25 protein-coding genes and 1 tRNA gene are annotated in these 23185 nt (G+C 70.7%); 17 read left to right on the top strand and 9 right to left on the bottom strand.

Annotation, left to right across the window (positions count from 1 at the left end):
• Positions 1 to 99 precede the first annotated feature (99 nt).
• The 3 genes from AB3M82_RS13905 to AB3M82_RS13895 are packed head-to-tail and all read right to left on the bottom strand — an operon-like array spanning position 100 to position 3974.
• Complete coding sequence (locus AB3M82_RS13905) at positions 100 to 1074, bottom strand: NUDIX hydrolase (protein ID WP_412958542.1); 975 nt, start codon at positions 1072 to 1074, stop codon at positions 100 to 102.
• Positions 1071 to 3236 (bottom strand): RNA degradosome polyphosphate kinase, encoded by a 2166-nt coding sequence (locus tag AB3M82_RS13900; RefSeq protein WP_412958541.1) that lies wholly within the window; start codon positions 3234 to 3236, stop codon positions 1071 to 1073. The genes AB3M82_RS13905 and AB3M82_RS13900 overlap by 4 nt, the downstream gene beginning before the upstream one ends.
• Positions 3237 to 3290: 54 nt before the next feature.
• A complete protein-coding gene (locus AB3M82_RS13895) occupies positions 3291 to 3974 on the bottom strand; it encodes a winged helix-turn-helix transcriptional regulator (RefSeq protein ID WP_412958540.1) in 684 nt (227 codons plus the stop codon).
• Positions 3975 to 4043: 69 nt separating this feature from the next.
• Between AB3M82_RS13895 and AB3M82_RS13890 the strand changes: the two genes are divergently transcribed.
• The 3 genes from AB3M82_RS13890 to ygfZ all read left to right on the top strand — a co-directional run bounded on the left by AB3M82_RS13890 (position 4044) and on the right by ygfZ (position 6218).
• Positions 4044 to 4334, top strand: coding sequence for a hypothetical protein (locus tag AB3M82_RS13890; protein WP_412958539.1), 291 nt, complete (start codon positions 4044 to 4046; stop codon positions 4332 to 4334).
• Between the two features lie 158 nt (positions 4335 to 4492).
• Entirely contained in the window at positions 4493 to 5095 is a 603-nt protein-coding gene (locus tag AB3M82_RS13885) for a heme-binding beta-barrel domain-containing protein (RefSeq protein ID WP_412958538.1), read from the top strand.
• A gap of 1 nt (position 5096) precedes the next feature.
• Positions 5097 to 6218, top strand: a complete 1122-nt coding sequence (gene ygfZ / locus AB3M82_RS13880) for a CAF17-like 4Fe-4S cluster assembly/insertion protein YgfZ (RefSeq protein ID WP_412958537.1) — start codon at positions 5097 to 5099, stop codon at positions 6216 to 6218.
• Here the strand turns inward: ygfZ and AB3M82_RS13875 are convergent.
• Positions 6209 to 7033 carry a class I SAM-dependent methyltransferase gene (locus tag AB3M82_RS13875; protein ID WP_412958536.1) on the bottom strand — a complete coding sequence of 275 codons (825 nt, stop codon included), beginning with the start codon at positions 7031 to 7033 and terminating at the stop codon, positions 6209 to 6211. The two genes, ygfZ and AB3M82_RS13875, sit on opposite strands and share 10 nt — an antisense overlap.
• Before the next feature lie 70 nt (positions 7034 to 7103).
• Between AB3M82_RS13875 and AB3M82_RS13870 the strand changes: the two genes are divergently transcribed.
• The gene (locus AB3M82_RS13870) at positions 7104 to 7853 is read left to right on the top strand and encodes a phosphoglyceromutase (protein ID WP_412958535.1); all 750 of its coding nucleotides are present in this window, start codon (positions 7104 to 7106) and stop codon (positions 7851 to 7853) included.
• 77 nt (positions 7854 to 7930) lie between these two features.
• Here AB3M82_RS13870 and phoU read toward each other — a convergent pair whose 3' ends face one another.
• Entirely contained in the window at positions 7931 to 8626 is a 696-nt protein-coding gene (phoU, locus tag AB3M82_RS13865) for a phosphate signaling complex protein PhoU (RefSeq protein WP_412958533.1), read from the bottom strand.
• A gap of 221 nt (positions 8627 to 8847) precedes the next feature.
• Between phoU and AB3M82_RS13860 the strand changes: the two genes are divergently transcribed.
• Positions 8848 to 10068, top strand: coding sequence for a sensor histidine kinase (locus tag AB3M82_RS13860; protein ID WP_412958531.1), 1221 nt, complete (start codon positions 8848 to 8850; stop codon positions 10066 to 10068).
• A complete protein-coding gene (locus tag AB3M82_RS13855) occupies positions 10065 to 10748 on the top strand; it encodes a response regulator (protein ID WP_412958530.1) in 684 nt (227 codons plus the stop codon). The genes AB3M82_RS13860 and AB3M82_RS13855 overlap by 4 nt, the downstream gene beginning before the upstream one ends.
• Positions 10749 to 10828: 80 nt before the next feature.
• Here AB3M82_RS13855 and AB3M82_RS13850 read toward each other — a convergent pair whose 3' ends face one another.
• Positions 10829 to 11302 carry a DNA modification methylase gene (locus tag AB3M82_RS13850; RefSeq protein ID WP_412958529.1) on the bottom strand — a complete coding sequence of 158 codons (474 nt, stop codon included), beginning with the start codon at positions 11300 to 11302 and terminating at the stop codon, positions 10829 to 10831.
• A 134-nt stretch (positions 11303 to 11436) separates the two neighbouring features.
• Between AB3M82_RS13850 and AB3M82_RS13845 the strand changes: the two genes are divergently transcribed.
• The 5 genes from AB3M82_RS13845 (at position 11437) to AB3M82_RS13825 (ending at position 16361) form a co-directional block, all read left to right on the top strand.
• Positions 11437 to 11919 carry a CarD family transcriptional regulator gene (locus AB3M82_RS13845; protein WP_045255828.1) on the top strand — a complete coding sequence of 161 codons (483 nt, stop codon included), beginning with the start codon at positions 11437 to 11439 and terminating at the stop codon, positions 11917 to 11919.
• 76 nt (positions 11920 to 11995) lie between these two features.
• Complete coding sequence (gene ispD / locus AB3M82_RS13840) at positions 11996 to 13237, top strand: 2-C-methyl-D-erythritol 4-phosphate cytidylyltransferase (protein ID WP_412958528.1); 1242 nt, start codon at positions 11996 to 11998, stop codon at positions 13235 to 13237.
• A gap of 50 nt (positions 13238 to 13287) precedes the next feature.
• Positions 13288 to 14688, top strand: coding sequence for a cysteine--tRNA ligase (cysS, locus tag AB3M82_RS13835; RefSeq protein ID WP_412958527.1), 1401 nt, complete (start codon positions 13288 to 13290; stop codon positions 14686 to 14688).
• Positions 14681 to 15685 (top strand): 23S rRNA (guanosine(2251)-2'-O)-methyltransferase RlmB, encoded by a 1005-nt coding sequence (gene rlmB / locus AB3M82_RS13830; protein WP_412958526.1) that lies wholly within the window; start codon positions 14681 to 14683, stop codon positions 15683 to 15685. Before cysS ends, rlmB begins: the two co-directional genes overlap by 8 nt.
• A gap of 34 nt (positions 15686 to 15719) precedes the next feature.
• A complete protein-coding gene (locus AB3M82_RS13825; protein ID WP_412958525.1) occupies positions 15720 to 16361 on the top strand; it encodes an NAD(P)-dependent oxidoreductase in 642 nt (213 codons plus the stop codon).
• Positions 16362 to 16382: 21 nt separating this feature from the next.
• Here the strand turns inward: AB3M82_RS13825 and AB3M82_RS13820 are convergent, their stop codons facing one another.
• Positions 16383 to 17693: a DUF4032 domain-containing protein gene (locus AB3M82_RS13820; protein WP_412958524.1), complete on the bottom strand. Its 1311-nt coding sequence runs from the start codon at positions 17691 to 17693 to the stop codon at positions 16383 to 16385.
• 86 nt (positions 17694 to 17779) lie between these two features.
• Positions 17780 to 18883, bottom strand: coding sequence for an ABC transporter ATP-binding protein (locus AB3M82_RS13815; protein ID WP_412958523.1), 1104 nt, complete (start codon positions 18881 to 18883; stop codon positions 17780 to 17782).
• 235 nt (positions 18884 to 19118) lie between these two features.
• Here AB3M82_RS13815 and AB3M82_RS13810 point away from each other — a divergent pair, with 235 nt between their 5' ends.
• The gene (locus tag AB3M82_RS13810) at positions 19119 to 20066 is read left to right on the top strand and encodes a DsbA family protein (RefSeq protein ID WP_412958522.1); all 948 of its coding nucleotides are present in this window, start codon (positions 19119 to 19121) and stop codon (positions 20064 to 20066) included.
• A gap of 40 nt (positions 20067 to 20106) precedes the next feature.
• A tRNA-Thr gene (locus AB3M82_RS13805) sits at positions 20107 to 20182 on the top strand.
• 70 nt (positions 20183 to 20252) lie between these two features.
• Here AB3M82_RS13805 and AB3M82_RS13800 read toward each other — a convergent pair.
• A complete protein-coding gene (locus tag AB3M82_RS13800; RefSeq protein ID WP_412958521.1) occupies positions 20253 to 20567 on the bottom strand; it encodes a DUF7882 family protein in 315 nt (104 codons plus the stop codon).
• Between the two features lie 193 nt (positions 20568 to 20760).
• Between AB3M82_RS13800 and AB3M82_RS13795 the strand changes: the two genes are divergently transcribed.
• From AB3M82_RS13795 to AB3M82_RS13780, 4 genes are all read left to right on the top strand, one after another.
• Complete coding sequence (locus AB3M82_RS13795; protein WP_412958520.1) at positions 20761 to 21099, top strand: DUF7882 family protein; 339 nt, start codon at positions 20761 to 20763, stop codon at positions 21097 to 21099.
• Positions 21100 to 21333: 234 nt separating this feature from the next.
• Positions 21334 to 22065: a hypothetical protein gene (locus AB3M82_RS13790; RefSeq protein WP_412958519.1), complete on the top strand. Its 732-nt coding sequence runs from the start codon at positions 21334 to 21336 to the stop codon at positions 22063 to 22065.
• Positions 22055 to 22471 (top strand): phage holin family protein, encoded by a 417-nt coding sequence (locus AB3M82_RS13785; protein ID WP_412958518.1) that lies wholly within the window; start codon positions 22055 to 22057, stop codon positions 22469 to 22471. Before AB3M82_RS13790 ends, AB3M82_RS13785 begins: the two co-directional genes overlap by 11 nt.
• Positions 22468 to 23064 (top strand): DUF3618 domain-containing protein, encoded by a 597-nt coding sequence (locus AB3M82_RS13780; RefSeq protein ID WP_412958517.1) that lies wholly within the window; start codon positions 22468 to 22470, stop codon positions 23062 to 23064. Before AB3M82_RS13785 ends, AB3M82_RS13780 begins: the two co-directional genes overlap by 4 nt.
• Positions 23065 to 23185 lie beyond the last annotated feature (121 nt).

Genomic DNA, 23185 nt, shown 5'->3' with positions numbered 1-23185 from the left:
AAGTGAACGGCAGGCGTCTCTCTGGGGCGCGAGCCGCGGGATTCCGGGGCGTGGACGGATGCCGAACGCGACGGCATCCGCGATCCACCGCCGTGCGGGTCAGACCTTCGGGACGTGGGTCTCGATCGCGATGATGCCGGACCCGGGATTCGTCGCCGACAGATGCACGACCGAGAATGCGGCCGGCTCGAGGTCGGCGGCGCTGGTCAGATACGACCCTTGGACCGTGCCCGTGGCGAGGGCGATCTCGGAGAGGAGGCCGGGGAGCACGGGGCCGTGGCTGCAGAGGACGGACGGCTTGCCCGACCGCACCCGGCGGCCGACGACCGAGCGCAGATCGGACGTGCCGTCCTCCCAGGCGTCCTGGCTGAGGAGCTCGGTGCGCACGGGCTTGCGATCGAGGGCCTTGGCGAGCGGGCGGACGGTCTCGACGCAGCGCACCGCGTCGCTGGTCACGATCTTCCGCACGCCGAACGCCCGCAGAGGGCCGACGACCGAGGTCGCCTGCCGTCGGCCGCGGGGCGTGAGCGGGCGCGCCGCATCCGGGCCGTCCCACTCGGAGCGGGGCAGTGCTTTGCCGTGCCGGAGCGCGATGAGGGGGAACGTGCGCAGCACCCCGTCGTCGACGAGGTTCGCGAAGAAGTCGAGGATCTCGTGGTCGACCGGGTAGCTCAGGCGGGCGCGGGCCTTCTTCACGCTCACCCACTCCACCGCGGCGATCTCGCGGTTGGGCACGAACGACGAGGCGCGGATCGCGTCATCCGTCGCCTCGGCCGCCCAGTAGTGCACGATCTTCTGCTTCCGGGACGCGAGGTTGTACCGGCTCACCCCGACCGGCACGCCGAGCGAGACGCGGATGCCGGTCTCCTCGTGCACCTCGCGCACGGCCGTCTCGGCGAGCATCTCGCCGGGGTCCACCTTGCCCTTGGGAAGGGTGACGTCGCGGTACTTGGTGCGATGGATCAGGAGCACGCGCAGCTTGCCGTCGACGAGGCGCCACACCACGGCGCCGGCCGCGTAGACGGCCTTGTCCGTCCACTTCGACTGCTCGGCGAAGGTCTGCCCGACCGTCATCGAACCGCCCGGGCCCGGCGTCGGCGCTGGATCAGGCCCATGGTCTTGTCCTGGAGGTCGACCAGCGGCCGGCCCTCCGCATCCGCGGCGTGGCGCTCCCAGATGCCGTTCGGGCCCAGGTGCCACGAGCTCGTCCCCGGGTCGAGGGCGAGGTCGAAGAACGCCTGCAGCTCCTTCATGTGCGCGGGGTCGCTGACCCGCACGAGCGCCTCGACGCGCCGGTCGAGGTTGCGGTGCATCATGTCGGCGCTGCCGATGTAGACCTGCGGGTCGCCGTCGTTCTCGAACGCGAAGATGCGCGAGTGCTCCAGGTACCGGCCCAGGATGCTGCGGACGGTGATGTTGTCGCTGATGCCCTCGATGTCGGTGCGCAGGCTGCAGATGCCGCGCACCCACACGTCGACCTTCACGCCGGCCTGGCTCGCGCGGTACAGCGCGTCGATGATCTCCTCGTCGACCATGGAGTTCACCTTGATGCGGATGTGGGCCGGCTTCCCGGCGACCGCGTTCTTGCGCTCGTGGTCGATCAGGCGTACGAGTCCCTTGCGCAGGTGCAGGGGCGCGACGAGGAGGCGCTTGAACTTCTTCTCGATCGCGTACCCGCTGAGCTCGTTGAACAGGCGCGTGAGGTCCTTGCCCACCTGCGCGTCGGCGGTGAAGAGCCCGAAGTCCTCATAGATGCGGCTGGTCTTCGGGTTGTAGTTGCCGGTGCCGACGTGCGAGTAGTGGCGCAGCATCCCGTCCTCCTCGCGGATGACGAGAGCGAGCTTGCAGTGGGTCTTGAGCCCGACGAGCCCGTAGACGACGTGCACGCCGGCCTTCTCGAGCTTGCGGGCCCAGACGATGTTGTTGGCCTCGTCGAACCGCGCCTTGACCTCGACCAGCGCGAGCACCTGCTTGCCGGCCTCGGCGGCGTCGATCAGCGCCTGCACGACGGGGCTGTCTCCCGAGGTGCGGTAGAGGGTCTGCTTGATGGCGAGCACGTGGGGGTCGCGGGCCGCCTGCTCGAGGAACGCCTGCACGCTCGTGGTGAACGACTCGTAAGGGTGGTGCACGAGCACGTCGGCCTTGCGGATCGCCTTGAACATGTCGGCGCGGGTGCTGCTGTCGCCGGGCTGGAAGGCCACCGGGGTGGTCGGCACGTGCGGCGGGTAGCGCAGGTCGGGTCGGTCGACGCGCGACAGGTCGAACAGCCCGCGCAGGTCGAGCGGACCGGGGAGGCGGTAGACCTCCTGGTCGGTGATGTCGAGCTCCTTCACCAGCAGCTCGAGCGTGACCTCGTCCATGTCCTCGGTGATCTCGAGGCGGATGGGCGGGCCGAAGCGTCGGCGCAGCAGCTCGGCCTCGAGCGCCTGGATGAGGTTCTCGCTCTCGTCCTCCTCGATCTCCACGTCCTCGTTGCGGGTGAGGCGGAAGGCGTGGTGGTCGAGCACCTCCATGCCCGGGAACAGATCGCCGAGGTGATTGGCGATGAGCTCCTCGAGGCGCAGGTACCGGGCGATGGTGCCCGACCCGGGCACCTCGACGAAGCGCGGCAGCATCGGCGGCACCTTGAGCCGCGCGAACTCCTGGCGGCCGGTGCGGGCGTTGCGGATGCGGATCGCGAGGTTCAGGGAGAGGCCGGAGATGTAGGGGAAGGGATGCGCCGGGTCGACCGCGAGCGGCATGAGCACCGGGAACACCTGGGCCTGGAAGAACTCGGAGAGCCCGGAGCGCTCCTCGTCGGTCAGGTCGTCCCATTCCGTGATCTCGATGCCCGCGTCGGCGAGGGCCGGGCGCACGAGCGAGGTCCATGCATCCGCGTGCCGCAGCTGCAGGGCGTGCGCCTCGCGGGAGATGTCGGCGAGCGCGTCGACGGGGGAGCGGCCGATGTTCGTCGGCACCGCGAGTCCCGTGGTGATGCGGCGCTTGAGGCCGGCGACGCGCACCATGAAGAACTCGTCGAGGTTGCTCGCGAAGATCGCCAGGAAGTTCGCCCGCTCCAGCTCGGGAAGGGTGGCGTCCTCGGCGAGCTCGAGCACGCGCTGGTTGAACGCGAGCCAGCTCAGCTCCCGGTCGAGGTAGCGGTGGTCGGGCAGGAGCGAGTCCGGCGCCTCGACCGCGTCGAAGTCGTCGTCTTCCGCGTCGCCGAGTCCGGCGTCGGCGAGAGCTGGATCCATCATGGGGTACATCTAAGCATCGAGAGGTGACGTCCGTGTGAACGGCGGCCCCTCGGGTCAGCGGGCGGGTACGAGGGCGTCGTCCTCGTAGACGTTGAAGCGGTAGCCCACGTTGCGCACGGTGCCGATGATCTGGTCGGCGTCGCCGAGCTTCGCCCGCAGCCGTCGCACGTGCACGTCGACGGTGCGCGTGCCGCCGAAGTAGTCGTAGCCCCAGACCTCGCTGAGCAGCTGCTCGCGCGTGAAGACGCGGGACGGATGCGTGGCGAGGAAGTGCAGGAGCTGGAACTCCTTGTAGGTGAGGTCGAGCGCGCGGCCGTGCAGCTTGGCCGAATAGGACTGCTCGTCGATCGTGATGCCGGACGCCTGCACCCGAGTGGGTTCGGCCGAGGCCTCCCGGCGGGCGAGCGCGAGGCGGAGGCGGGCGTCGGTCTCGGCCGGGCCGGCGGTCGCGAGCAGCACGTCGTCGATGCCCCAGTCGCCGGAGACGGCGCTCATGCCGCCCTCCGTGACGACGAGCAGCAGCGGGGAGTCCTGCCCCGCCGTGCGCAGCAACCGGCACAGCGACTTCGCCCCGGCCAGGTCGTGGCGCCCGTCGACGATGACGATGTCGTAGTCGGGGGCGCTGACCAGTCGGGCCGGTTCCGCGGGGATCTGGCGGACGACGTGGCTCAGGAGTTCCAGGGCGGGAAGGACCGATCCCTCGGCAGGAGCGTTCGTCAAGACCAGGACCTGGGGCACGCGCACTCCTCACGGGCGGATAGACACCGTGCCGCCATGTTACGACAGTCCATGCGCCACAATGGACTCATGACGGAACCAGCACTCGCTCCGCGCAGCGCCTTCACCGGCGTGATCGTCGTGTGGGCCGTCGCCTTCGTCGCGGCCGTCGCCGTCGGCATCCTGGTGGCCGAGGAATGGCGGATCCCGTGGATGCTGGTCGCCTTCGGCGGCACCGTGCTCCTCTCGTTCGCCGTGCAGCTCTGGTACGGACGGACCGACGGGTTCATCCTCCGGGTCGCCGGCAGCGTCCTGGGCGCGCTCCTGCTCATGGGCATGATCTCGGTCGGGTTCGGGCTCGCCGCTCTGATCCCCGCCTGACACCCCGCCGCCTCCGCCTGCGCGGTAGGGTGGAGGCATGGATCTCATCGCGCTCGAAATCTTCTACATCGGCCTGCTGGGTCTTGCGAGCCTCGCGATCGCCTTCGTCTCGGTCGTGGTCCTGCGCAACCTGTTCCGCGGCCAGCGCTGAGCGCACCGTGCTCGAACTGCCCACCGACCTCCCCGCCGACCTCGCGCCGCTCGCGTGGCTGATCGGCGTGTGGGAGGGCACCGGCGTCATCGACTACCCGGTCGGCGAGGAGCGGCTGCAGGGCGAGTTCACCCACCGGGTCAGCTTCAGCCATGACGGCGGTCCGTTCCTGAACTACTCGGCCGCGGCGACGTTCCTCGACGAAGACGGCGCCGCTGCGACCCCGCTCCTGGCTGAGACGGGCTTCTGGCGCCTCTCGCGCGCCGCGACCACGGCGGATGCCGGTCCGGCACTGCTGCCGCCGACCACCTCCGCCCCGGCCCGCACGGTCGACGACGTGGAGGGGCTCCGTGCGATGAGCGGAGGCTTCCCTCTCGAGGTCTCCGTGGCCCACGCCGACGGGACCCTCGAGCTGTACCTCGGTGAGATCAACGGCCCGCGCATCGACATCGCCTCGGACGCGATCGTGCGCAGCGCCGGATCGAAGGCCCACACCGCGTCGACCCGGATGTACGGGCTCGTCGACGGGCATCTGCTCTGGGCGTGGGACATCGCCGCGCTCGGCACGCCGCTGCGATCGCACGCGTCCGCGCGCCTGGCGAAAATCTGACATGTCGGGTGCGACCGCGATCCCCGGCGCCGTCTACGACGGCGACGTGATCCTGCACGTGGGCGACGCCTTCCGCGAGCAGCGCCGTCTCGCATCGGGGGAGGCGGTCGCTCCGCTCGGCGACCGCGCGGTCATCGAGGTCGCGGGCCCCGAGCGCCTCGGCTGGCTGGACTCGATCACCTCGCAGGCGGTCGGCCGCCTCGCCGCCGGCGAGAGCACCGAGCTGCTCGTGCTCGACCCGCAGGGCCGCGTCGAGCACGCCGCCGGGGTCCTCGACGACGGCTCGTCCACCTGGCTCCTCGTCGACGCGGGCGACGCCGAGGGACTCGCCGGCTGGCTGACGCGCATGAAGTTCCGCACGCAGGCCACGGTCGCGGTCCGCCCCGACCTCGCGCTCCTCGGGTTCGTCGGCGCCGGGCCGGCCGCGACCCGGGTATCGGCATCCGCCCTGGCTCCCCACGGCTCTCCGCTGGTGTGGGACGACCCGTGGCGGCACGGGAGCGCCGGCGGGCATCAGTACGCCGAGATCGCCGAGCATCCGGCATCCGCCTTCGCCTGGCGCGTCGGCATCCTGACCGTCGATGCGGCGCAGACGCTGCTGGCGTCGCTCGACCCGGAGGCTCTCGCGGGCGTGCTCGCCGCCGAGGCGCTCCGCATCGCCGCCTGGCGTCCGCGCTGGGCGGCGGAGGTCGACGAGCGCTCCCTGCCGCACGAGTCCGACTGGATCCGCAGCGCCGTGCATCTGAACAAGGGGTGCTACCGCGGGCAGGAGACCGTCGCCAAGGTGCACAACCTCGGGCACCCGCCGCGTCGGCTCGCCGCGCTGCACCTCGACGGCAGCGACGCGGTGCTCCCCGAGCGGGGGGCTCCGGTGTTCGCGGGCGACGACGAGGTGGGGAGCATCACCTCGGTGGCCCGTCACTACGAGGACGGACCGATCGCCCTGGCCATCCTGAGCCGTCGGGCGCCCGCGGGCGATCTCGTGGTCCGCGCGGACGGCGTGGACATCGCCGCCTCGCAGCAGGTGATCGTGCCCGCGGATGCCGGCGCGACCGCCGACGTCCCCCGTCTCACGCGTCTGTCACGCCGCCCCACCGCCCCGGATCCGCGCGCTCAGTCCTGAGGCGCCACCGCGTCCCACGGCAGCGTGAGCTCGCCGAGGCGCCAGCGGGTGCGGCCGCCGAGCACGGGCCAGCCGTTCGCGCGGAGCGCCGTCACCGCGGCGAGGAAGCGCTGCGTCGCCCCGAACGTCGACAGCGGCGCCGCCCGCTCCCACTCGCGGTCGAGGTCGGCGAGCAGGGCGTGGATGCGTTCGCCGGGCACGTTCCGGTGGATCAGCGCCTTGGGAAGGCGCTCGGCGACGATGCTCGGCCGCTCGAGATCGGCGAGACGGAGGGAGAGCGTGAACCGGCGCGGCACCCCGCGCGGATCGACGTCGACCCAGCTGGCGATGCGCCCGATCTCGTCGCACGTGCCCTCGAACAGCAGCCCGTCGGGGGCGAGCCGCGCGGCCATGGCGCGCCAGGCGTCGGGGACGTCGCGCTCGTCGTACTGGCGGAGCACGTTCATCGCACGGATGACCGCCGCTCGACGTCCGCCGGGCAGCGGCACCTCGAAGCCTCCGCGGCCGAACGAGACCGGGAGGTCGGCGGCGAACGCCGTGCGCCCGGCGCGGACCTCGACGAGCTGCTCCTCGGCCGTCGCGACCCGGGCCGGATCGATCTCGAGCCCTCGCACCTCGGCATCCGGGCGCACGCGCACCAGGCGGGTAGCGAGCTCGAACGCGGTCACGCCGCTCGCGCCGAAGCCGAGATCCACGACGAGGGGATCCGTGGCGCGCCGGAGGGCGCTGCTCGCCGCGATCCACCGGTCGTTGCGCCGCAGCCGGTTGGTCCCGGTGGTGCCACGGGTCGGCCGGCCGAGGGGAGAGGACGCCATGCGTCCATCCTCCCAGCATCCCGGTCCGCCCCGTCGGCCGGGGAGCACCCCCGGCCGATAAACTGACGGCATGACAGCGAAGCGCACCCTCATCCTGCTCCGCCACGGCCGGAGCGAGTGGAACGAACTGAACCTCTTCACCGGCTGGGTGGACGTCCGTCTGAACGAGCAGGGCGAGAAGGAGGCGCGCCGCGGCGGCGAGCTGCTCGCCGAGTCCGGCATCCTGCCCGACGTGCTGCACACGTCGCTGCTGAGCCGCGCGATCCAGACCGCGAACATTGCGCTCGACGCGGCGGACCGCCTGTGGATCCCGGTGACCCGGTCGTGGCGGCTCAACGAGCGCCACTACGGCGCGCTGCAGGGCAAGGACAAGGCCGAGACGCTCGAGCAGTTCGGGCCCGAGCAGTTCCAGCTGTGGCGCCGGTCGTTCGACGTGCCCCCGCCCGTGCTCGACGACGACAGCGAGTTCAGCCAGGCGAACGATGTCCGCTACGCGGGCATCGACGGCGAGGTGCCCCGCACCGAGTCGCTGAAGCTCGTCATCGACCGTCTCCTCCCGTACTGGGAGAGCGCGATCATCCCCGACCTCGAAGCCGGCAAGACCGTGCTGGTGACGGCGCACGGCAACTCGCTGCGCGGGCTCGTCAAGCACCTCGAGGGCATCAGCGACGACGACATCGCCGAGCTCAACATCCCCACCGGCATCCCACTGGTCTACGAGCTGGACGAGGACAACCGTCCCACCGGCCCCGGCCGTTACCTCGACCCCGAGGCCGCCGCCGCCGGCGCTGCCGCCGTGGCAGCGCAGGGCAAGAAGTAGCAGCCCCGCGGCACAGCAGAAGCCCCCGGTGCGGATGATCGCATCGGGGGCTTCTGCGTGTGGTTGGGACCGGCCGATCAGGCGTGGCCGAGCTCCTGCTGCTCGACGGCGAGGGGGATGTCCTGCTCCTCGACCGTCCAGTCGCCGGTGGCGAGGTACACGACCTTCTTCGCGACCGAGACCGCGTGGTCGGCGAAGCGCTCGTGGTAGCGGCTCGCGAGCGTCGCGTCGACGGTCGCGGTGGCCTCGCCCTTCCAGTTGTCGCTGAGCACCTTCTCGAAGACGCTCGCGTGCAGCTCGTCGACGTCGTCGTCCGCATTGCGGATCGCGTCGGCGAAGCGGAGATTCTGCGTGCGCAGCAGCTCGGCGAGCGTGCGGGAGATCTCGACGTCGAGCTCGCCCATCTTCACGAACGTGCCCTTGAGGCCGCGGGGGATGGCGCGCTCCGGGAAGCGCAGACGCGCGAGCTGCGCGATGTGCTCCGACATGTCGCCCATGCGCTCGAGCGAGGCGCTCACGCGCAGCGCCGTGACGACGATGCGCAGGTCGCGGGCCACCGGCTGCTGACGGGCGAGGATCTCGATCGCCTGCTCGTCGAGCGCGACGGCCAGCTCGTCGATCTTGGCGTCGTCGGCGATGACCTCCTCCGCGAGCGCCACGTCGCTGGTCGCGAACGCGCGGGTGGCCTTGTCGATCGAGACGGTGACGAGGTCAGCGATCTCCACGAGACGGGACTGCAGGTCCTCGAGGGACTGGTGGAAGACTTCGCGCATGGTGGGGCGCAACCTTTCATTCGAATCTCGACTGCGGTGTCAGCGCGAGACGGCGGATCGTCCGCACGAGAGGGCGGGACCGAGCTGCCGCACAGACCCGGAGCGATTGTCTGCTCCGAAGGTTAACGAACGGTGCCCGGCACGTGAATAGTACTTCCCACCTTGTCGGTCCGGCCCGGAAACCCGCAGGAGGGCGGAAGATCGCACTCTACGCTGGAGACATGACCGTGACGCAGATCGCCCTGATCGCTCTCGCCGTGGGGCTGCTGATCGGCGTCGGTCTGTCGCTGCTCGTCGTCTGGGCCTACCGCGCTCGGGCCCGCGTCGCGGAGGAGACCTCGAACGCCGTGCCCGACGGCATCGCCGACGTGCTCGCGAGCATGGACGACGCGGCCTGCGTGGTGGACGTCTCGGGCCTCGTGCTCGCCGCCTCGCAGCCCGCATCGCGCTTCGGCATCGACGTGGGCTCGACCCTCGACAACCCCGAGCTGCGCCTCCTCGTACGGAGCGCGCGCACGGCGGGGGGCACCGCCACCGAGTCGCTGCGCATCACGCGCGGCGGCCTCAGCCTCGATCCGCGGCTCGTCGCCGCGCGCGCGAGCGTGCTGGGACCGCGGCTGACACTGCTGATGATCCGTGACGTCACCGAGCAGGAGCGCCTCGACCAGATGCGCCGGGACTTCGTCGCCAACACGAGCCACGAGCTGAAGACGCCCGTGGGCGCGGTGAGCCTGCTCGCCGAGGCGATCGAGTCGGCCGCCGACGATCCCGCCCAGGTCCGCGTCTTCGCCGCCCGCATCTCCGCCGAGGCCGGCCGGCTCGCGCAGCTGACCGGTCGCATCATGAGCCTGTCCCGCCTGCAGGCCGACGACGGCCTGGGAGAGGTGACGCCCGTCGCGATCGACGAGGTGATCGCGGCATCCATCGAGGCGCACGTCGTGCAGGCCGATTCGGTCGGCGTCGAGATCACCCGCGGCGGCGACCGCGACGTCTGGGTGCGCGGCGATGCGCAGATCCTCATCGAGGCGGTCGGCAATCTCATCGCGAACGCGATCGTCTACTCGCCGCGCGGTGCGCGCGTCGGCGTCGGGGTGCGCGCCGAGGACGGCGTCGTCGAGATCGCGGTGTCCGACCAGGGCATCGGCATCGCGGAAGCCGACCGGGAGCGCATCTTCGAGCGGTTCTACCGTGCAGACGAGGCGCGGTCGCGGCGCACGGGCGGCACGGGTCTGGGCCTCTCGATCGTCAAGCACGCGACGCAGCGGCACGGCGGCGAGGTGCGTCTGTGGTCGCGACCCGGACGAGGCTCCACCTTCACCATCCGGCTGCCTCTCATCGAGGCGCCGGTGAAGGTCGACGTCGGCAAGAAGAGCAGGAAGAAGCGCGAGCGCAAGGCGGCCAAGACGGCCCCCGTCCGCGTACGGAAAGGTGACATCGCATGACCCGCATCCTTCTCGTCGAGGACGAGCCCGATCTCGCGGACCCGCTGGCGTATCTTCTGCGCCGCGAGGGGTACGAGGTCGAGATCGCCGAGGACGGCCCGACCGCGCTCGGCGCCTTCCGCGAGCGCGGCGCCGACATCGTCCTCCTCGACCTCATGCTGCCGGGGATGCCGGGCACCGAGGTGTGCCGGCAGATCCGGTCGACGTCGTCCGTGCCGATCATCATGCTGACGGCCAAGGACTCCGAGGTCGACATCGTCGTGGGGCTCGAGCTGGGCGCCGACGACTACGTGACGAAGCCGTACTCCTCGCGGGAGCTGCTGGCACGGATGCGCGCGGTGCTGCGGCGCGTGGTGCAGGCCGACAGCGAGCTCGACGAGCGGGTGCTCGACGGCGGACGCGTGTCGCTGGACATCGACCGGCACACGGTGACCGTCGCCGGCTCGGTGATCAACATGCCCCTGAAGGAGTTCGAGCTGCTCGAGGTCCTCATGCGCAACGCCGGACGCGTGCTCACCCGGGGGCAGCTCATCGACAGGGTGTGGGGGAGCGACTACTTCGGCGACACCAAGACGCTGGACGTGCACATCAAGCGCATCCGCTCGCGCATCGAGGTGAACCCGAGCGATCCCGTGATGCTCGTGACCGTGCGCGGCCTGGGCTACCGCTTCGAGGGCTGAGGCCGCGTCGCGGCCGACCCGGAACGCGGAAGAGCCGGTCACCCCTCGGGGCGACCGGCTCTTCCGCGGTGAAGCGTGTGTCAGCTCTCCTCGGGCACGAGGTCGGAGTAGTACGGCAGCGTGCCGTCGAGCACGGGGACCGCGGCCTTGACGCCGGTGGAGTCGCCGGACTGGAAGTGGATCTCGACCGTGGCGCCCGGCATGGTGTCGAGGCCGACGATGCGGAGGGGCTCCTCGTCGCCGCCGAGGCTGATGGAGTCGCCCGCCGGCAGCGTGACCGTGAAGGGGTCGATGCCGGCGAGGGTGATGGTCAGGGTGGCCCGCTCCTGCGTGGGGTTCACGATCGCTCCCACGAGGTTGCCCACCGTGCCGTCCTCCGTCGCCACGACGAAGACGTTGCGCACGTCGATGGGGCCGTCGGCGTCGGAGACGTTCACGCCGTCCGAGGCGGAGTACTCGATCGTCGTCGCCTGCGGCGAGATGAACGTGCAGCCGGTCGCGCCGAGAAGGACGAGGGCGCTGAGGGCGGCAGACGCAACAAGGCGCGATTTCACGGGTCCTCCTGGGGTCCGACGGGATATCCATCACCATTGTATGGGTATGCGCGAGCCGCTTCGGGACGAACGGGTGCAAACCTTAGCGCATATCCCCTGTGGTATCCTTGAGGTTGCCGAAAGGATACGTTTTTATGCTTTTTGAGGTTGGCGAGACCGTCGTCTATCCGCATCATGGCGCTGCGACCATCATCGAGGTCAAGGAGCGCATCATCAAGGGCGAGGCGAAGAAGTATCTGAAGCTCAACGTGACGCAGGGCGACCTGATCATCGAGGTGCCCGCAGAGAACGTCGACCTCGTCGGCGTCCGCGACGTCATCGGCAAGGAGGGCCTCGACCACGTGTTCGAGGTGCTGCGCGCCCCGTTCACGGAAGAGCCCACCAACTGGTCGCGCCGGTACAAGGCGAACCTCGAGAAGCTCGCCTCCGGCGACGTCATCAAGGTGAGCGAGGTCGTCCGCGACCTCTGGCGTCGCGATCAGGACCGCGGCCTGTCGGCCGGTGAGAAGCGGATGCTGGCCAAGGCCCGCCAGATCCTCATCTCCGAGCTGGCTCTCGCCGAGAAGATCGACGAGGACAAGGCGGGCGCACTGCTCGACGAGGTCCTCGCCTCCTGACACGTCCTTCACGAAGGGGACGGATGCCGCGGCATCCGTCCCCTTCGTCGTCTGCGCCAGACGGTAGCGTGAGTGCGTGACCCTGCTCCCCGTCCCGCACACCGCGATCATCGTCGTCGCCGCCGGCTCCGGCACCCGTCTCGAGGCCGGAGCGCCCAAGGCGTTCGTCGGCATCGACGCGAGATCGATCCTCCGCCACGCCCTCGACGGGGTGTTCGCCGCAGCGCCCGCGCAGGTCGTCGTGGTGGCTCCCGAGGGGTTCGAGGGCGATGCCGCGACGGAGCTCCGGGAGGCGGCCGGCGCCCGCGGCGACCTGGGTCGCGTCGTGACCGGCGGCCGCACGCGCCAGGAGTCGGTCGCGGCGGGCCTGGCGGCGCTGTGGGGCGACGCGCGCACCGTGCTCGTGCACGACGCGGCACGCGCGCTCACCCCGCCGGAGCTCATCGACGCGGTCGCCGCGGCGGTCACGGCGGAGGCCGGCGTGATCCCCGCGCTGCCCGTGGTCGACACACTGAAGAGGGTCGAGGGCGACGCCGTGGCGGCCCCGGTCGACCGCTCGGCGCTCGCCGCGGCGCAGACGCCGCAGGGCTTCCCGCGGGAACCCCTCGAGTCGGCCTACGCCGCAGCCCTCGCCTCGGGCGTCGAATACACCGACGACGCCGCGCTGTTCGCCGCCGCCGGGCATCCGGTGCGCCGCATCCCCGGCGCCGCTCGCGCGTTCAAGATCACGACGCCCGACGATCTCGAGCGGGCCCGGCACCTGCTCGCCGCGGAACGCCCCGCCGCCGCACCGTCCCCGAGCACTCTCGACCGGTCGGGCGTCCCGCTCGTGGGCATCGGTACGGACGTGCACGCGTTCGGCGGCGACGGCGACCTGTGGCTGGCAGGTCTGGAGTGGCCCGGTGAGCCGGCTCTGTCCGGGCATTCCGACGGCGACGCGGTGGCGCATGCGATCGTGGACGCGCTGCTGGGGGCGGCAGGACTCGGAGACATCGGCGAGCACTTCGGCACCGCGCATCCCGAGTACGCCGGGGCGCACGCGGACGCCTTCCTCCGCCGCACGCGCGAGCTGCTCTCCGCGGCGGGCTTCGCGATCGGCAACGTCTCGGCGCAGTTCCAGAGCAACCGCCCTCGCTTCAGCGCGCGCCGGGCCGAGGCCGAGCAGGCGCTGTCGAGCGCGCTCGGCGGGGCGCCGGTCACGGTGACCGCGACGACGACCGACGGCCTCGGCTTCCCCGGGCGCGGCGAGGGCGTCTCGGTCACCGCGGTCGCCCTCGTCGTCCGCGTCGGGGACCCGTCGGCATCCGTTCGCGGCTGAGGGCGCCCGCGCTCAGGGGAAGCGGGGGTCATCCCGAGTAGGCTTGACCGGTGACTCTCCGCCTCTACGACACCCGCGCGCAGCAACTGCGTGACTTCGTGCCGCTCGACCCCGGAAACGTCACCATGTACGTCTGCGGCCCGACCGTGCAATCCGGCCCGCATATCGGGCACGTGCGTGCAGCGCTCAGCTTCGACCTCCTGCGTCGGTGGCTGAGCCGCCGCTACGGTCGTGTGACCTTCGTGCGCAATGTCACCGACATCGACGACAAGGTGCTCGCCAACGCGAGGGACACCGAGCCGTGGTGGGCGCTGGCCTATCGCATGGAGCAGGAGTTCACCGCGGCATACGCCGGTATCGGTATCCTGCCGCCCACGTACGAACCGCGCGCCACGGCATCCATTCCGCAGATGCAGGAGATCATCGCGACGCTCATCGAGCGAGGCCACGCGTACCCGGCCGCCGACGGATCGGGCGACGTCTACTTCGATGTGCGTTCGTGGGCCGAGTACGGCGCACTCACGCACCAGTCGGTCGACGCCATGGAAGCCGCCGAAGACGCCGACCCGCGCGGCAAGCGCAACCCGCAGGACTTCGCCCTGTGGAAGGGGAGTAAGCCCGGAGAGCCCGCCGACGCGACGTGGGCATCGCCCTGGGGCGCCGGCCGTCCGGGATGGCACATCGAATGCTCGGCGATGGCGAAACGCTATCTCGGTGCCGAGTTCGACATCCACGGTGGTGGCCTCGACCTGCGTTTCCCGCACCACGAGAACGAGCTCGCCCAGTCGACGGCCGCCGGTGACGCCTTCGCGCGGTACTGGGTGCACAACGGCCTCGTCACGGTCGACGGGCAGAAGATGTCGAAGTCGCTCGGCAACTTCACGCTCGCGGCCGATGTGCTGAAGGAACGTGATCCGCTCGTCGTGCGCTACGCGCTCGCCGCGGCGCACTACCGCTCGAACCTCGATCTGACCGAGTCCTCGTGGGCCGAGGCCGAAGCCGCACTGGGCCGCATTCGCACCTTCCTGGAACGCGGTGAGCGTCTCGCCGCCCCCGGCTGGCCGGAGGCCAAAGAAGGCCTCCCCGGGGAGTTCATCGCGGCCATGGATGACGATCTCGCCGTGCCCCGTGCGCTGGCGGCGATCCACACCAGCATCCGTTCGGGCAACGCACTGCTCGATGCAGGACACTTCGAAAATGCGAAGCAGGACGTCATGGACGTCATGCAGATGACGGCCATTCTCGGGCTCGACGAGCCCATCTCGGCTGCTACTGACCGAGGCACGGCATCCGCGCTGGATGCGCTCGTGCAGACGATGATCACGCAGCGCGCCGATGCGCGCGCGAACAAGGACTGGGCGGCCGCCGATCGCATCCGCGATGCGATCGCAGCCGCAGGAATCACGCTGGAGGACACTCCGGCCGGAACTCATTGGAGTATCGATGGCTAAGCCAGGGCGCCCCGGCGCGAGCAAGGGCAACAAGAAGGGCCCCACCAAGGGCACCGGCGGACTCGGGCGCAAGGCGCTCGAGGGCCGCGGACCGACGCCGAAGGCCGAGGACCGCGCCTGGCACCCCGCGGGCAAGCGCAAGGCCGCGGCCGAGCGCTACGCCGCGTCGGGGGGCAAGGGCAAGCCCGGTCAGCGGCAGAGCTCGGGCGGCAATCCGAACCGGACGGCACGGGCCAAGGACAACACGACCGACACCGAGACCGTGACCGGGCGCAACTCCGTGCTCGAGGCGCTCCGCGCGAAGATCCCCGCGACGACCTTCTACATCGCGCAGCGCGTCGAGATGGACGACCGGGTCAAGGAGATGCTGTCGATCGCGACGCACCGCGACATCCCGGTGCTCGAGGTCACGCGCCAGGAGCTCGACCGCATGGCCGGTTTCGACGGGGTGCACCAGGGCGTCGCGCTCAAGGTGCCGCCGTACGAGTACGCGCACCCCCAGGACCTGCTCGAGCAGGTCATCGACAGGGACGAGGTGCCCCTGTTCGTCGCGCTCGACGGGATCACCGACCCGCGCAACCTCGGCGCGATCATCCGCTCGACCGCCGCCTTCGGGGGCCACGGCGTCATCCTGCCGCAGCGTCGCTCCGCCGGCGTGAACTCGGCGGCATGGAAGACGAGCGCCGGTGCCGCCGCCCGCGTTCCCGTCGCCCTCGCCACGAACCTCACGACGCAGCTCAAGGAGTTCAAGAAGCAGGGCGTCTTCATCCTCGGCCTGGCCGGGGACGGCGATGTCGCGCTGCCCGCTCTCGAGCTCGCCGACCGTCCGGTGGTGATCGTCGCCGGATCCGAGGGCAAGGGCCTGTCGCGGCTGGTGCGCGAGACCTGCGACCAGATCGTGTCGATCCCGATCTCGGCCGCGACCGAGTCGTTGAACGCCGGCATCGCGACCTCCGTCGCGCTGTACCAGGTCGCGACCATCCGCGACGCCCGCTGACCCGCCCGCCCCCATCCACCAGAGGGAACACCGCATGAGCCGCATCGTCGTCCTCGGAGGGACCGGCTACGCCGGTCGTCACATCGTCGCCGAGGCGGTGGCGCGCAACCACGAGGTGGTGGCGGTCTCGCGATCGGTCCCCGCCGATCCGGTGGACGGAGCCTCCTACATCCAGGCCTCCGTGCTGGACCTCGCCCCGCTGGCCGGGGCGTTCGCCGGGGCGGATGCCGTGATCTCGGCGCTGTCGCCGCGCGGCGACATGGAGGACCGCGTGCTCGACGCGCTCGAGGGCGTCGCCCGGCAGCTGAGCGGCACCGGGACCCGGCTGGGCGTCATCGGGGGAGCGGGTGGGAGCCTCGTGGCCCCTGGTGGTCCGCGCCTGTTCGACCAGGACTTCCCCGAGGAGTACAAGCACGAGGCGCAGGTCGGCATCGACTCGCTCGCCCTGCTCGAAGCCACGGATGCCGAGCTCGACTGGTTCTTCATCCACCCGGCCGAGGTCTTCGGGCCGTGGGCCGAGGGGGAGCGCACCGGTCACTACCGCGACGGCGGCGACGTGCTCGTGCGCGACGCGGACGGGAAGTCCTACATCTCCGGCGCCGACCTCGCCGTGGCCGTCGTCGACGAGATCGAGCAGGGCAACCACAGGCGCGAACGGTTCACGGTCGGCTACTGATCCCGGACCCGTCGCAGGCGGTCACACGAGGTCGCGCCAGTCGACCTCGTCGTCGTCCTCGTCGTCGGCGGTGGGCGTGGCCCCCGTCACCACGGGCAGGCTCATGGTCTCGGTGGGAGGGCCCATGATCGTCGCCTCGTCGCGGCGGTGGCGGAGCACGTCGTTGATGTAGCTCGTCAGCACCTCGGCGAGCGGCACCGCGCGTCCCTGCGCCTGCGACAGGTACCAGCGGTGCTCCAGCACCTGATGGAACACCTCGGCCGGCTCGAGCTTCGCCCGGAGGTCGTACGGGATGGCGCGCACGACCGGCTCGAAGACGCGCGTCAGCCACTCGTGCGCGTACATCTCCTCGTCGGCCCACTGCTTCGTCGAGCGCACGCGGAACTCGTCGAGGTCGTTCAGTAGGCGGCGGGCCTGGTTCTCCTCGACGTCCAGCCCCGTCAGCCGGATGAGGCGGCGCTGGTGGTGCCCGGCATCCACGACCTTCGGCTGGATCTCGACGACCGTGCCGTTCTCGGTCGTCGACATCGACATCTCGTCGATGTCGAACCCGAGCGCGTTGAGGCGCTCGACGCGCTCCGTGATCCGCCACGTCTCGGCCGCCGCGAACGACTCCTGCACGGTGAGCTCCGCCCACAGCGAGCGGTACGACGACACGATGCCGTCGGCGATGGCCACGGCATCCACCCCGTGCTCGAGACGACCGCCGGCCGCGAGGTCCATGATCTCCCCCGCGATGTTGGTGCGGGCGAGGTCGAGGTCGTAGGCGCGCTGCCCGTCGGTGAGCCCCTCCTCGTGCAGCTCGCCGGTCTCGGCATCCACGAGGTAGGCGGCGAAGGCGCCGGCGTCGCGCCGGAAAAGGGTGTTCGACAGCGAGACGTCGCCCCAGTAGAAGCCGACATTGTGCAGGCGCACCAGCAGCAGGGCGAGCGCATCGACGAGGCGCGTGGCGGTGTCCGGGCGCAGCACGCGCGTGAACAGCGCGCGATACGGCATCGAGAACCGCAGGTGCGAGGTCACCAGCGCGGCGGGGAGCGGATGCCCGTCCTCGTCGGTGCGTTCGGCGATCACGGCCACCCGCTCGACGCACGGCACGTCGAGGCGGGCGAGGTTGCCGAGCATGTCGTACTCGCGGCGCGCCATCTCGTCGGTGGTCTCCTTGACGGCGACGACGCGTCCCGAGAGGTCCGCGAAGCGCACCAGGTGCCGCGACAGCCCCTTCGGCAGCGACACGATGTGCTCCGACGGCCAGTTCCCCAGCGGAGTGGACCAGGGCAGACCGAGCAGGCCGGGGTCGACGGTGCGGGCGGTGATGCGCAGCGATGTCTGCATGACGCTCCCGAGGCGTGAGAAGGGGGCCGGACGCAGACGCGGCGCGGGCGACCGAAGTCTACCCGCGCCGCGTGACGCCGATCCGATCAGGCGGAGACGACCGGCTTGTCGTTCAGGCGCTCGCCCGACTCGAGGTCGAAAGCGTGCACGTGGCCGGGGTTGGCGGCCAGCGTAACGGTCTCGCCCGCGTTGGGGTGGTTGCGGCCATCGACGCGCGCGACGAGGTCGGTGCGCTTGCCGTTGATCTCGGTGTGGCCGTACAGGTAGCCGTCGGCGCCGAGCTCCTCGACGAGGTCGACGACGACCGAGAGGCCCTGGCCGTCGGCGGGGCCGACCGTGATGTCCTCGGGACGCACGCCGACGGTGACCTGCGAGCCGCTCGCACGGTTCGCGGTGTCGCGGTCGAGCGGCACGATCTCGGAGCCGAAGCGCACGCCGCCGTCGGCCAGGTCGGCCGAGAAGAGGTTCATCGCGGGCGAGCCGATGAAGCCGGCGACGAAGACGTTGTTCGGCTTCTCGTACAGGTCGCGCGGGGAGCCGACCTGCTGCAGGATGCCGTCCTTGAGGACCGCGATGCGGTCGCCCATCGTGAGCGCCTCGGTCTGGTCGTGGGTGACGTAGACCGTGGTGACGCCGAGGCGGCGCTGCAGCGACGCGATCTGCGTACGCGTCTGCACGCGCAGCTTGGCGTCGAGGTTCGACAGCGGCTCGTCCATGAGGAAGACCTGGGGCTGGCGCACGATCGCGCGACCCATCGCGACACGCTGACGCTGACCACCCGAGAGGGCCTTCGGCTTGCGGGTCAGGTACTGCTCGAGGTCGAGGAGCTTCGCCGCCTCGAGCACGCGGCTCGCGCGCTCCTCCTTGCCGACGCCGGCGATCTTGAGGGCGAAGCCCATGTTCTCGGCCACGGTCATGTGCGGGTACAGCGCGTAGTTCTGGAAGACCATCGCGATGTCGCGGTCCTTCGGCGGGACGTCGGTGACGTCGCGGTCGCCGATGAGGATGCGGCCGGCGTTGACCTCTTCGAGGCCCGCCAGCATGCGCAGCGAGGTGGACTTTCCGCAACCGGAGGGGCCGACCAGGACGAGGAACTCGCCGTCTCCGACCTCGAGGTTGAGCTTGTCGACGGCCGGACGGGTGCCGCCCGGGTAGAGGCGGGTGGCCTCGTCGAAAGTCACAGATGCCATGATGTTTCTCCTTCACCGGCAGGTACGTGCCGGACGATCCGTTGTGATGGAAGCGGCGGTCGACCCGCCGTGACCCCTCGTCGGGTCGCGTTCAGTATGACACGAACGCCGGTACCTGGGTATTTCTCAGGTGCAGTGGCTAGCATCGTTCCCGGCCGCGTGAGCGGCGATCGTCGCTTCTCCGGTATCCGATGATCGGGGCCACCCTGCCCCCGTGCGACTTTCAAGAGGAACGATGTCGAGCGACGAAACGCCGAACGTCCCCACGCCTCGCAACTCTCGCGAGGCTGTGCGGGAGAAGGCCCAGCGGGTCAATGCGCAGCAGTCCCGGGCGCGGCTCATGCGCCGGATCATCATCGGAGCGGTGGCGCTGGTCGCCGTCGCGGCGATCGGCACGGCCGTCACCCTCGCCGTCTCCGCGCAGGTCTCGAAGCCCCAGCTCTCCCCGGGCGGGATGAAGGACGACGGCGTCGTCGTCACCGACGTGTCCGTGGCCTCGGTATCCGACCCCGTCGAGGCGGCGCCCAGCGGCGCGCCCTCCGAGGGCGAGGCGACGACCGCTCCCAGCCCGCAGCCCACCACGACCGAGAAGGTCGACATCCACATCTACGTGGACTACCTGTCGCAGGATGCGGGCGAGTTCGAGCGCGCCAACTCCCGCCAGCTGACGAACTGGATCACCAAGGGCGCGGTCACCGTGACCTATCACCCGGTGGCGCTGCTGACGGCGAGCTCGAACGGCACCAAGTACTCCCTGCGCGCGGCGGCCGCCGCAGCGTGCGTCGCGACCCATTCGCCCGCGCAGTTCTATGCGTTCAACCACGATCTGCTCGACGACCAGCCCGAGGTCGGCAGCGACGGGATGTCGGATTCCGAGCTCGCCGATCTCGCCGGCGCGGTGGGCGTCGACAAGACGAAGGCCGTGCGGTCGTGCATCGAGGACGGCGACTACGTGGGCTGGGCGAAGGACGCCACGACCCGGGCTCTCGACGGGCCGCTGGCGGGCTCGGACGACCTGGTGCTCAGCTCGACCCCCATGATCGTCGCGAACGGCGAGGCCTATGTCGGCGCGCTCGACGATCCGGCCGAGTTCTCGCAGTTCGTGCTCACGGTCGCGAGCGACGCCTCCTACCAGTCGACGGCGACCCCGACGCCCGCGCCGACCGAGGCGCCCGCTCCGTAGTCGGGCCTCCGGCGCCCCCTCGCTATGCTGGGTGGCACCCGCCGACTTGGCGCAATTGGTAGCGCACCGTACTTGTAATACGGGGGTTACGGGTTCGAGTCCCGTAGTCGGCTCCACAGCGACGAACCCGCCGTCCCGGTCGATCCGGGCGGCGGGTTCGTGGTCTCGCGGACGGATGCCGTCTGCTCAGTCCTCGTCGGGATCCAGGACCTCGTCGACGAGCTGGATGCCGCCCGACGAGCTGGCGGTCTGCATGAGCGTCTCGATCCACTTCGCATTCAGCGGGGGAGTCTCGGGCTCGTCGAACGTGAAGCGGAGCGGGATGGAGGGCTCGAGCCAGATGGTGGAGCGTCCGCTGCCCTCGCCCTCGGGGTGCTTCCAGGACAGGGTGAAGCTCTCGTGGCGACGGAGCTTCGTCGCGATGACGACCTTGAGATGCGCGAGGGCACGATCCTCGATGTGGATGGGGTCCGTGCCGGCGCCGTAAAACAGAGTGCCCATGGCGGCCACCCTATCCGGCCGCTCGAGTGGAACGGGTGATCGGGACACCCGTTTCGGAACAGAAGCGGCCCGGACGCGCAAGGGGGTATGCATGCCCGCGCGCGCGTGGGAGCCTAGGGCTACCACCGGCGATCACCGAGGTCGCGCCTCTTGGCACAGGTTCCGTGGCGAACACATGCAGAGGGGTCCGACCATGGGCAAGTTCATCTACGAGACGACCGTCAAGACCGAGATCGAGGATCGCGCGCTCGCGCACCTGCAGCTGGTCATCACGGCGAAGCTGCGCCGGGGCGAGCCCTTCGCCTTCAGCTGGCGCGAGGACGTGAGCATCGGCGGCGGCCGGACCACGGTGTGGGTGCACGGCGGAAGCGCGCTCGTGTACAAGTACCACGGCAGCCGGACCCCCGCGATCAACCGCGAGTGGGTCGAAGCGCTGGCCTTCACGGCGAACTCGCCGTCGGGGCTCTACCTCGTGCCCGAGCCGACCGCCATGGCGGGCAAGGACGCGGTGCGCGGCTCCCTGTCGGTGTGACCCGGAGACGGTGACCCGGAGACGGTGACCCGGCGACGAGCGGCGCCGGTTCCGTCCCTCCGCTGAATTCTCCGCGCGGTCCGTCGAGGGCGGGGTGCCGTCGAGCGTCCGCGATCCGTGGCGCGCGCGGAGACTTGCACGTCGCCGTGTCCGGGTCAACCCGCTGTCGAAACTTTTCCTCCCGGCGTTTGCTCTCAGGACACCACATCCGAGAAGCACGGAAGGAAGATCCGCATGTCGCAGAACACAGGTTCGTTCCCGTCAGAGACCGGGACCGGCGACGGCTCCTCTCAGGGCAAGGCCGACGTCGCGAAGCAGGAGGCCTCGGAGCTGAAGGACACGGCTCAGGAGCAGGTCGGGCACGTGGCGGAGACCGCCAAGGAGGAGGCCTCCGCGGTCGTCCACGAGACCAAGGCGCAGCTGAAGGACGTCTACCACCAGACCCGCCACGAGCTGACCGAGCAGGCCGCCGCCCAGCAGCGCCGCGTCGCGGACGGGCTCCGATCGGTCGGCGAGGAGTTCGGCTCCATGGCGCAGCGCAGCGACACTCCAGGTGTCGCGACCGACCTCGTCCAGCAGGCGTCGTCGCGTCTCGCCGGGGTCTCCACCTGGCTCGCGGACCGCGACCCGGGCAGCCTGCTCCAGGAGGTCAAGACCTTCGCCCGGCGCAAGCCCGGCGTCTTCATCGCCGGTGCGCTGATCGCCGGCATCGCCGCCGGTCGCCTGACGCGCGCGCTCGCCGAGGGCGCCGCCGACGAGAAGGCCGCCGCCGGGTCGACGGGATCCGCGGCCCCCGTCTCGGCCCCGCCCGCCCCGCCGGCGCCTCCGGCATCGGTCGCCCCGGCATCCGCCCCCGGCGTTCCCGAGGCCGCTTCGGCGCCGATCGGCGGCACGCAGACCCCGCTCTACGACCGCACGGTGCAGGGCGGCGGCGGCGCGACGGAGGAGACCTACGATGGCCGATGAGCCGACGCCGTCCGAGGAGAAGGCGGCGACCACGTCGCTCGGAGAGCTCGTCAGCGAGGTGACGCGCGACATCTCGGTGCTGATGAGGCAGGAGCTCGCGCTCGCCAAGGCCGAGGTGAAGGAGTCCGCGACTACCGCCGGCAAGGGAGCGGGGATGCTGGGCGGCGCGGCCTACGCGGCGTCGATGGCCGTGCTGTTCCTCTCGCTCGCCGCGTGGTGGGGCATCGGCTATCTCACCGGGCTCGGCTGGTCCGCGCTCATCGTCATGGCCATCTGGGCCATCATCGCGCTCGTGCTGTTCCTCAACGGCAAGCGCCAGCTCAAGGACATCACGGGCGCCCCGCGCACCGTGGAGTCGCTCAAGAAGATTCCCGACACTCTGAAAAGGAATGAGGAGAACCGATGACTGATTCACCTGAGGCCCTGCGCGCCGAGATCGAGCGCACCCGCAACGAACTGGGCCGCGACACCGACGCGCTGGTCGACAAGGTCACCCCGTCGAAGATCGTCGATCGGCAGAAGGGCAAGCTGAAGAACGCTCTCGGGTCGGTGCGCGACCGCGTGATGGGCGTCGCCGACGATGCGGGCTCCGCGATCGGCGGTGCGGGCTCGTCGATCGGGGGTGCCGGATCGCACGCCGCGGAGGGCGTGGGCAACGCCGCGCACCGCGTGGCGGCCAAAGCCGAAGGCAACCCGCTCGCCGTCGGGCTCATCGCCTTCGGTGCGGGGCTCCTCGCCGCCTCGTTGATGCCCGCTTCCGAGAAGGAGAAGGACCTCGCGGCCGGTGTGAAGGAGCAGGCGCAGCCGCTCGTCGAGGAGGCGAAGAGCGTCGCGCAGGACATCGGCTCGAACCTGCAGGAGCCCGTGAAGGAGGCCGTGCAGAACGTCAAGGACACGGCGTCGGATGCGGCCGCGCACGTGACCTCCGATGTCAAGGAGGCTACGGGCCAGGTGACCGACCGCGCGCAGGAGGCGCGGGACAACGTCGCCGACAGCTGAGAGTCGTCCGGAGGGGACGGAGGGGCGGATGCTGCGGCATCCGCCCCTTTCCCGTGCCGCGGCGCCGACCTCGGTCCGGAGGCTTGTGGTCGCGTTCAGGGGGAGCGGCTACGGTGCAGGG

Origin of the sequence: Microbacterium californiense (assembly GCF_047246625.1) — a bacterium.
GTDB lineage: Bacteria > Actinomycetota > Actinomycetes > Actinomycetales > Microbacteriaceae > Microbacterium.
The sequence above is the reverse complement of the archived record's forward strand: the minus strand, read 5'-3'. Positions and strand labels throughout refer to the sequence as shown.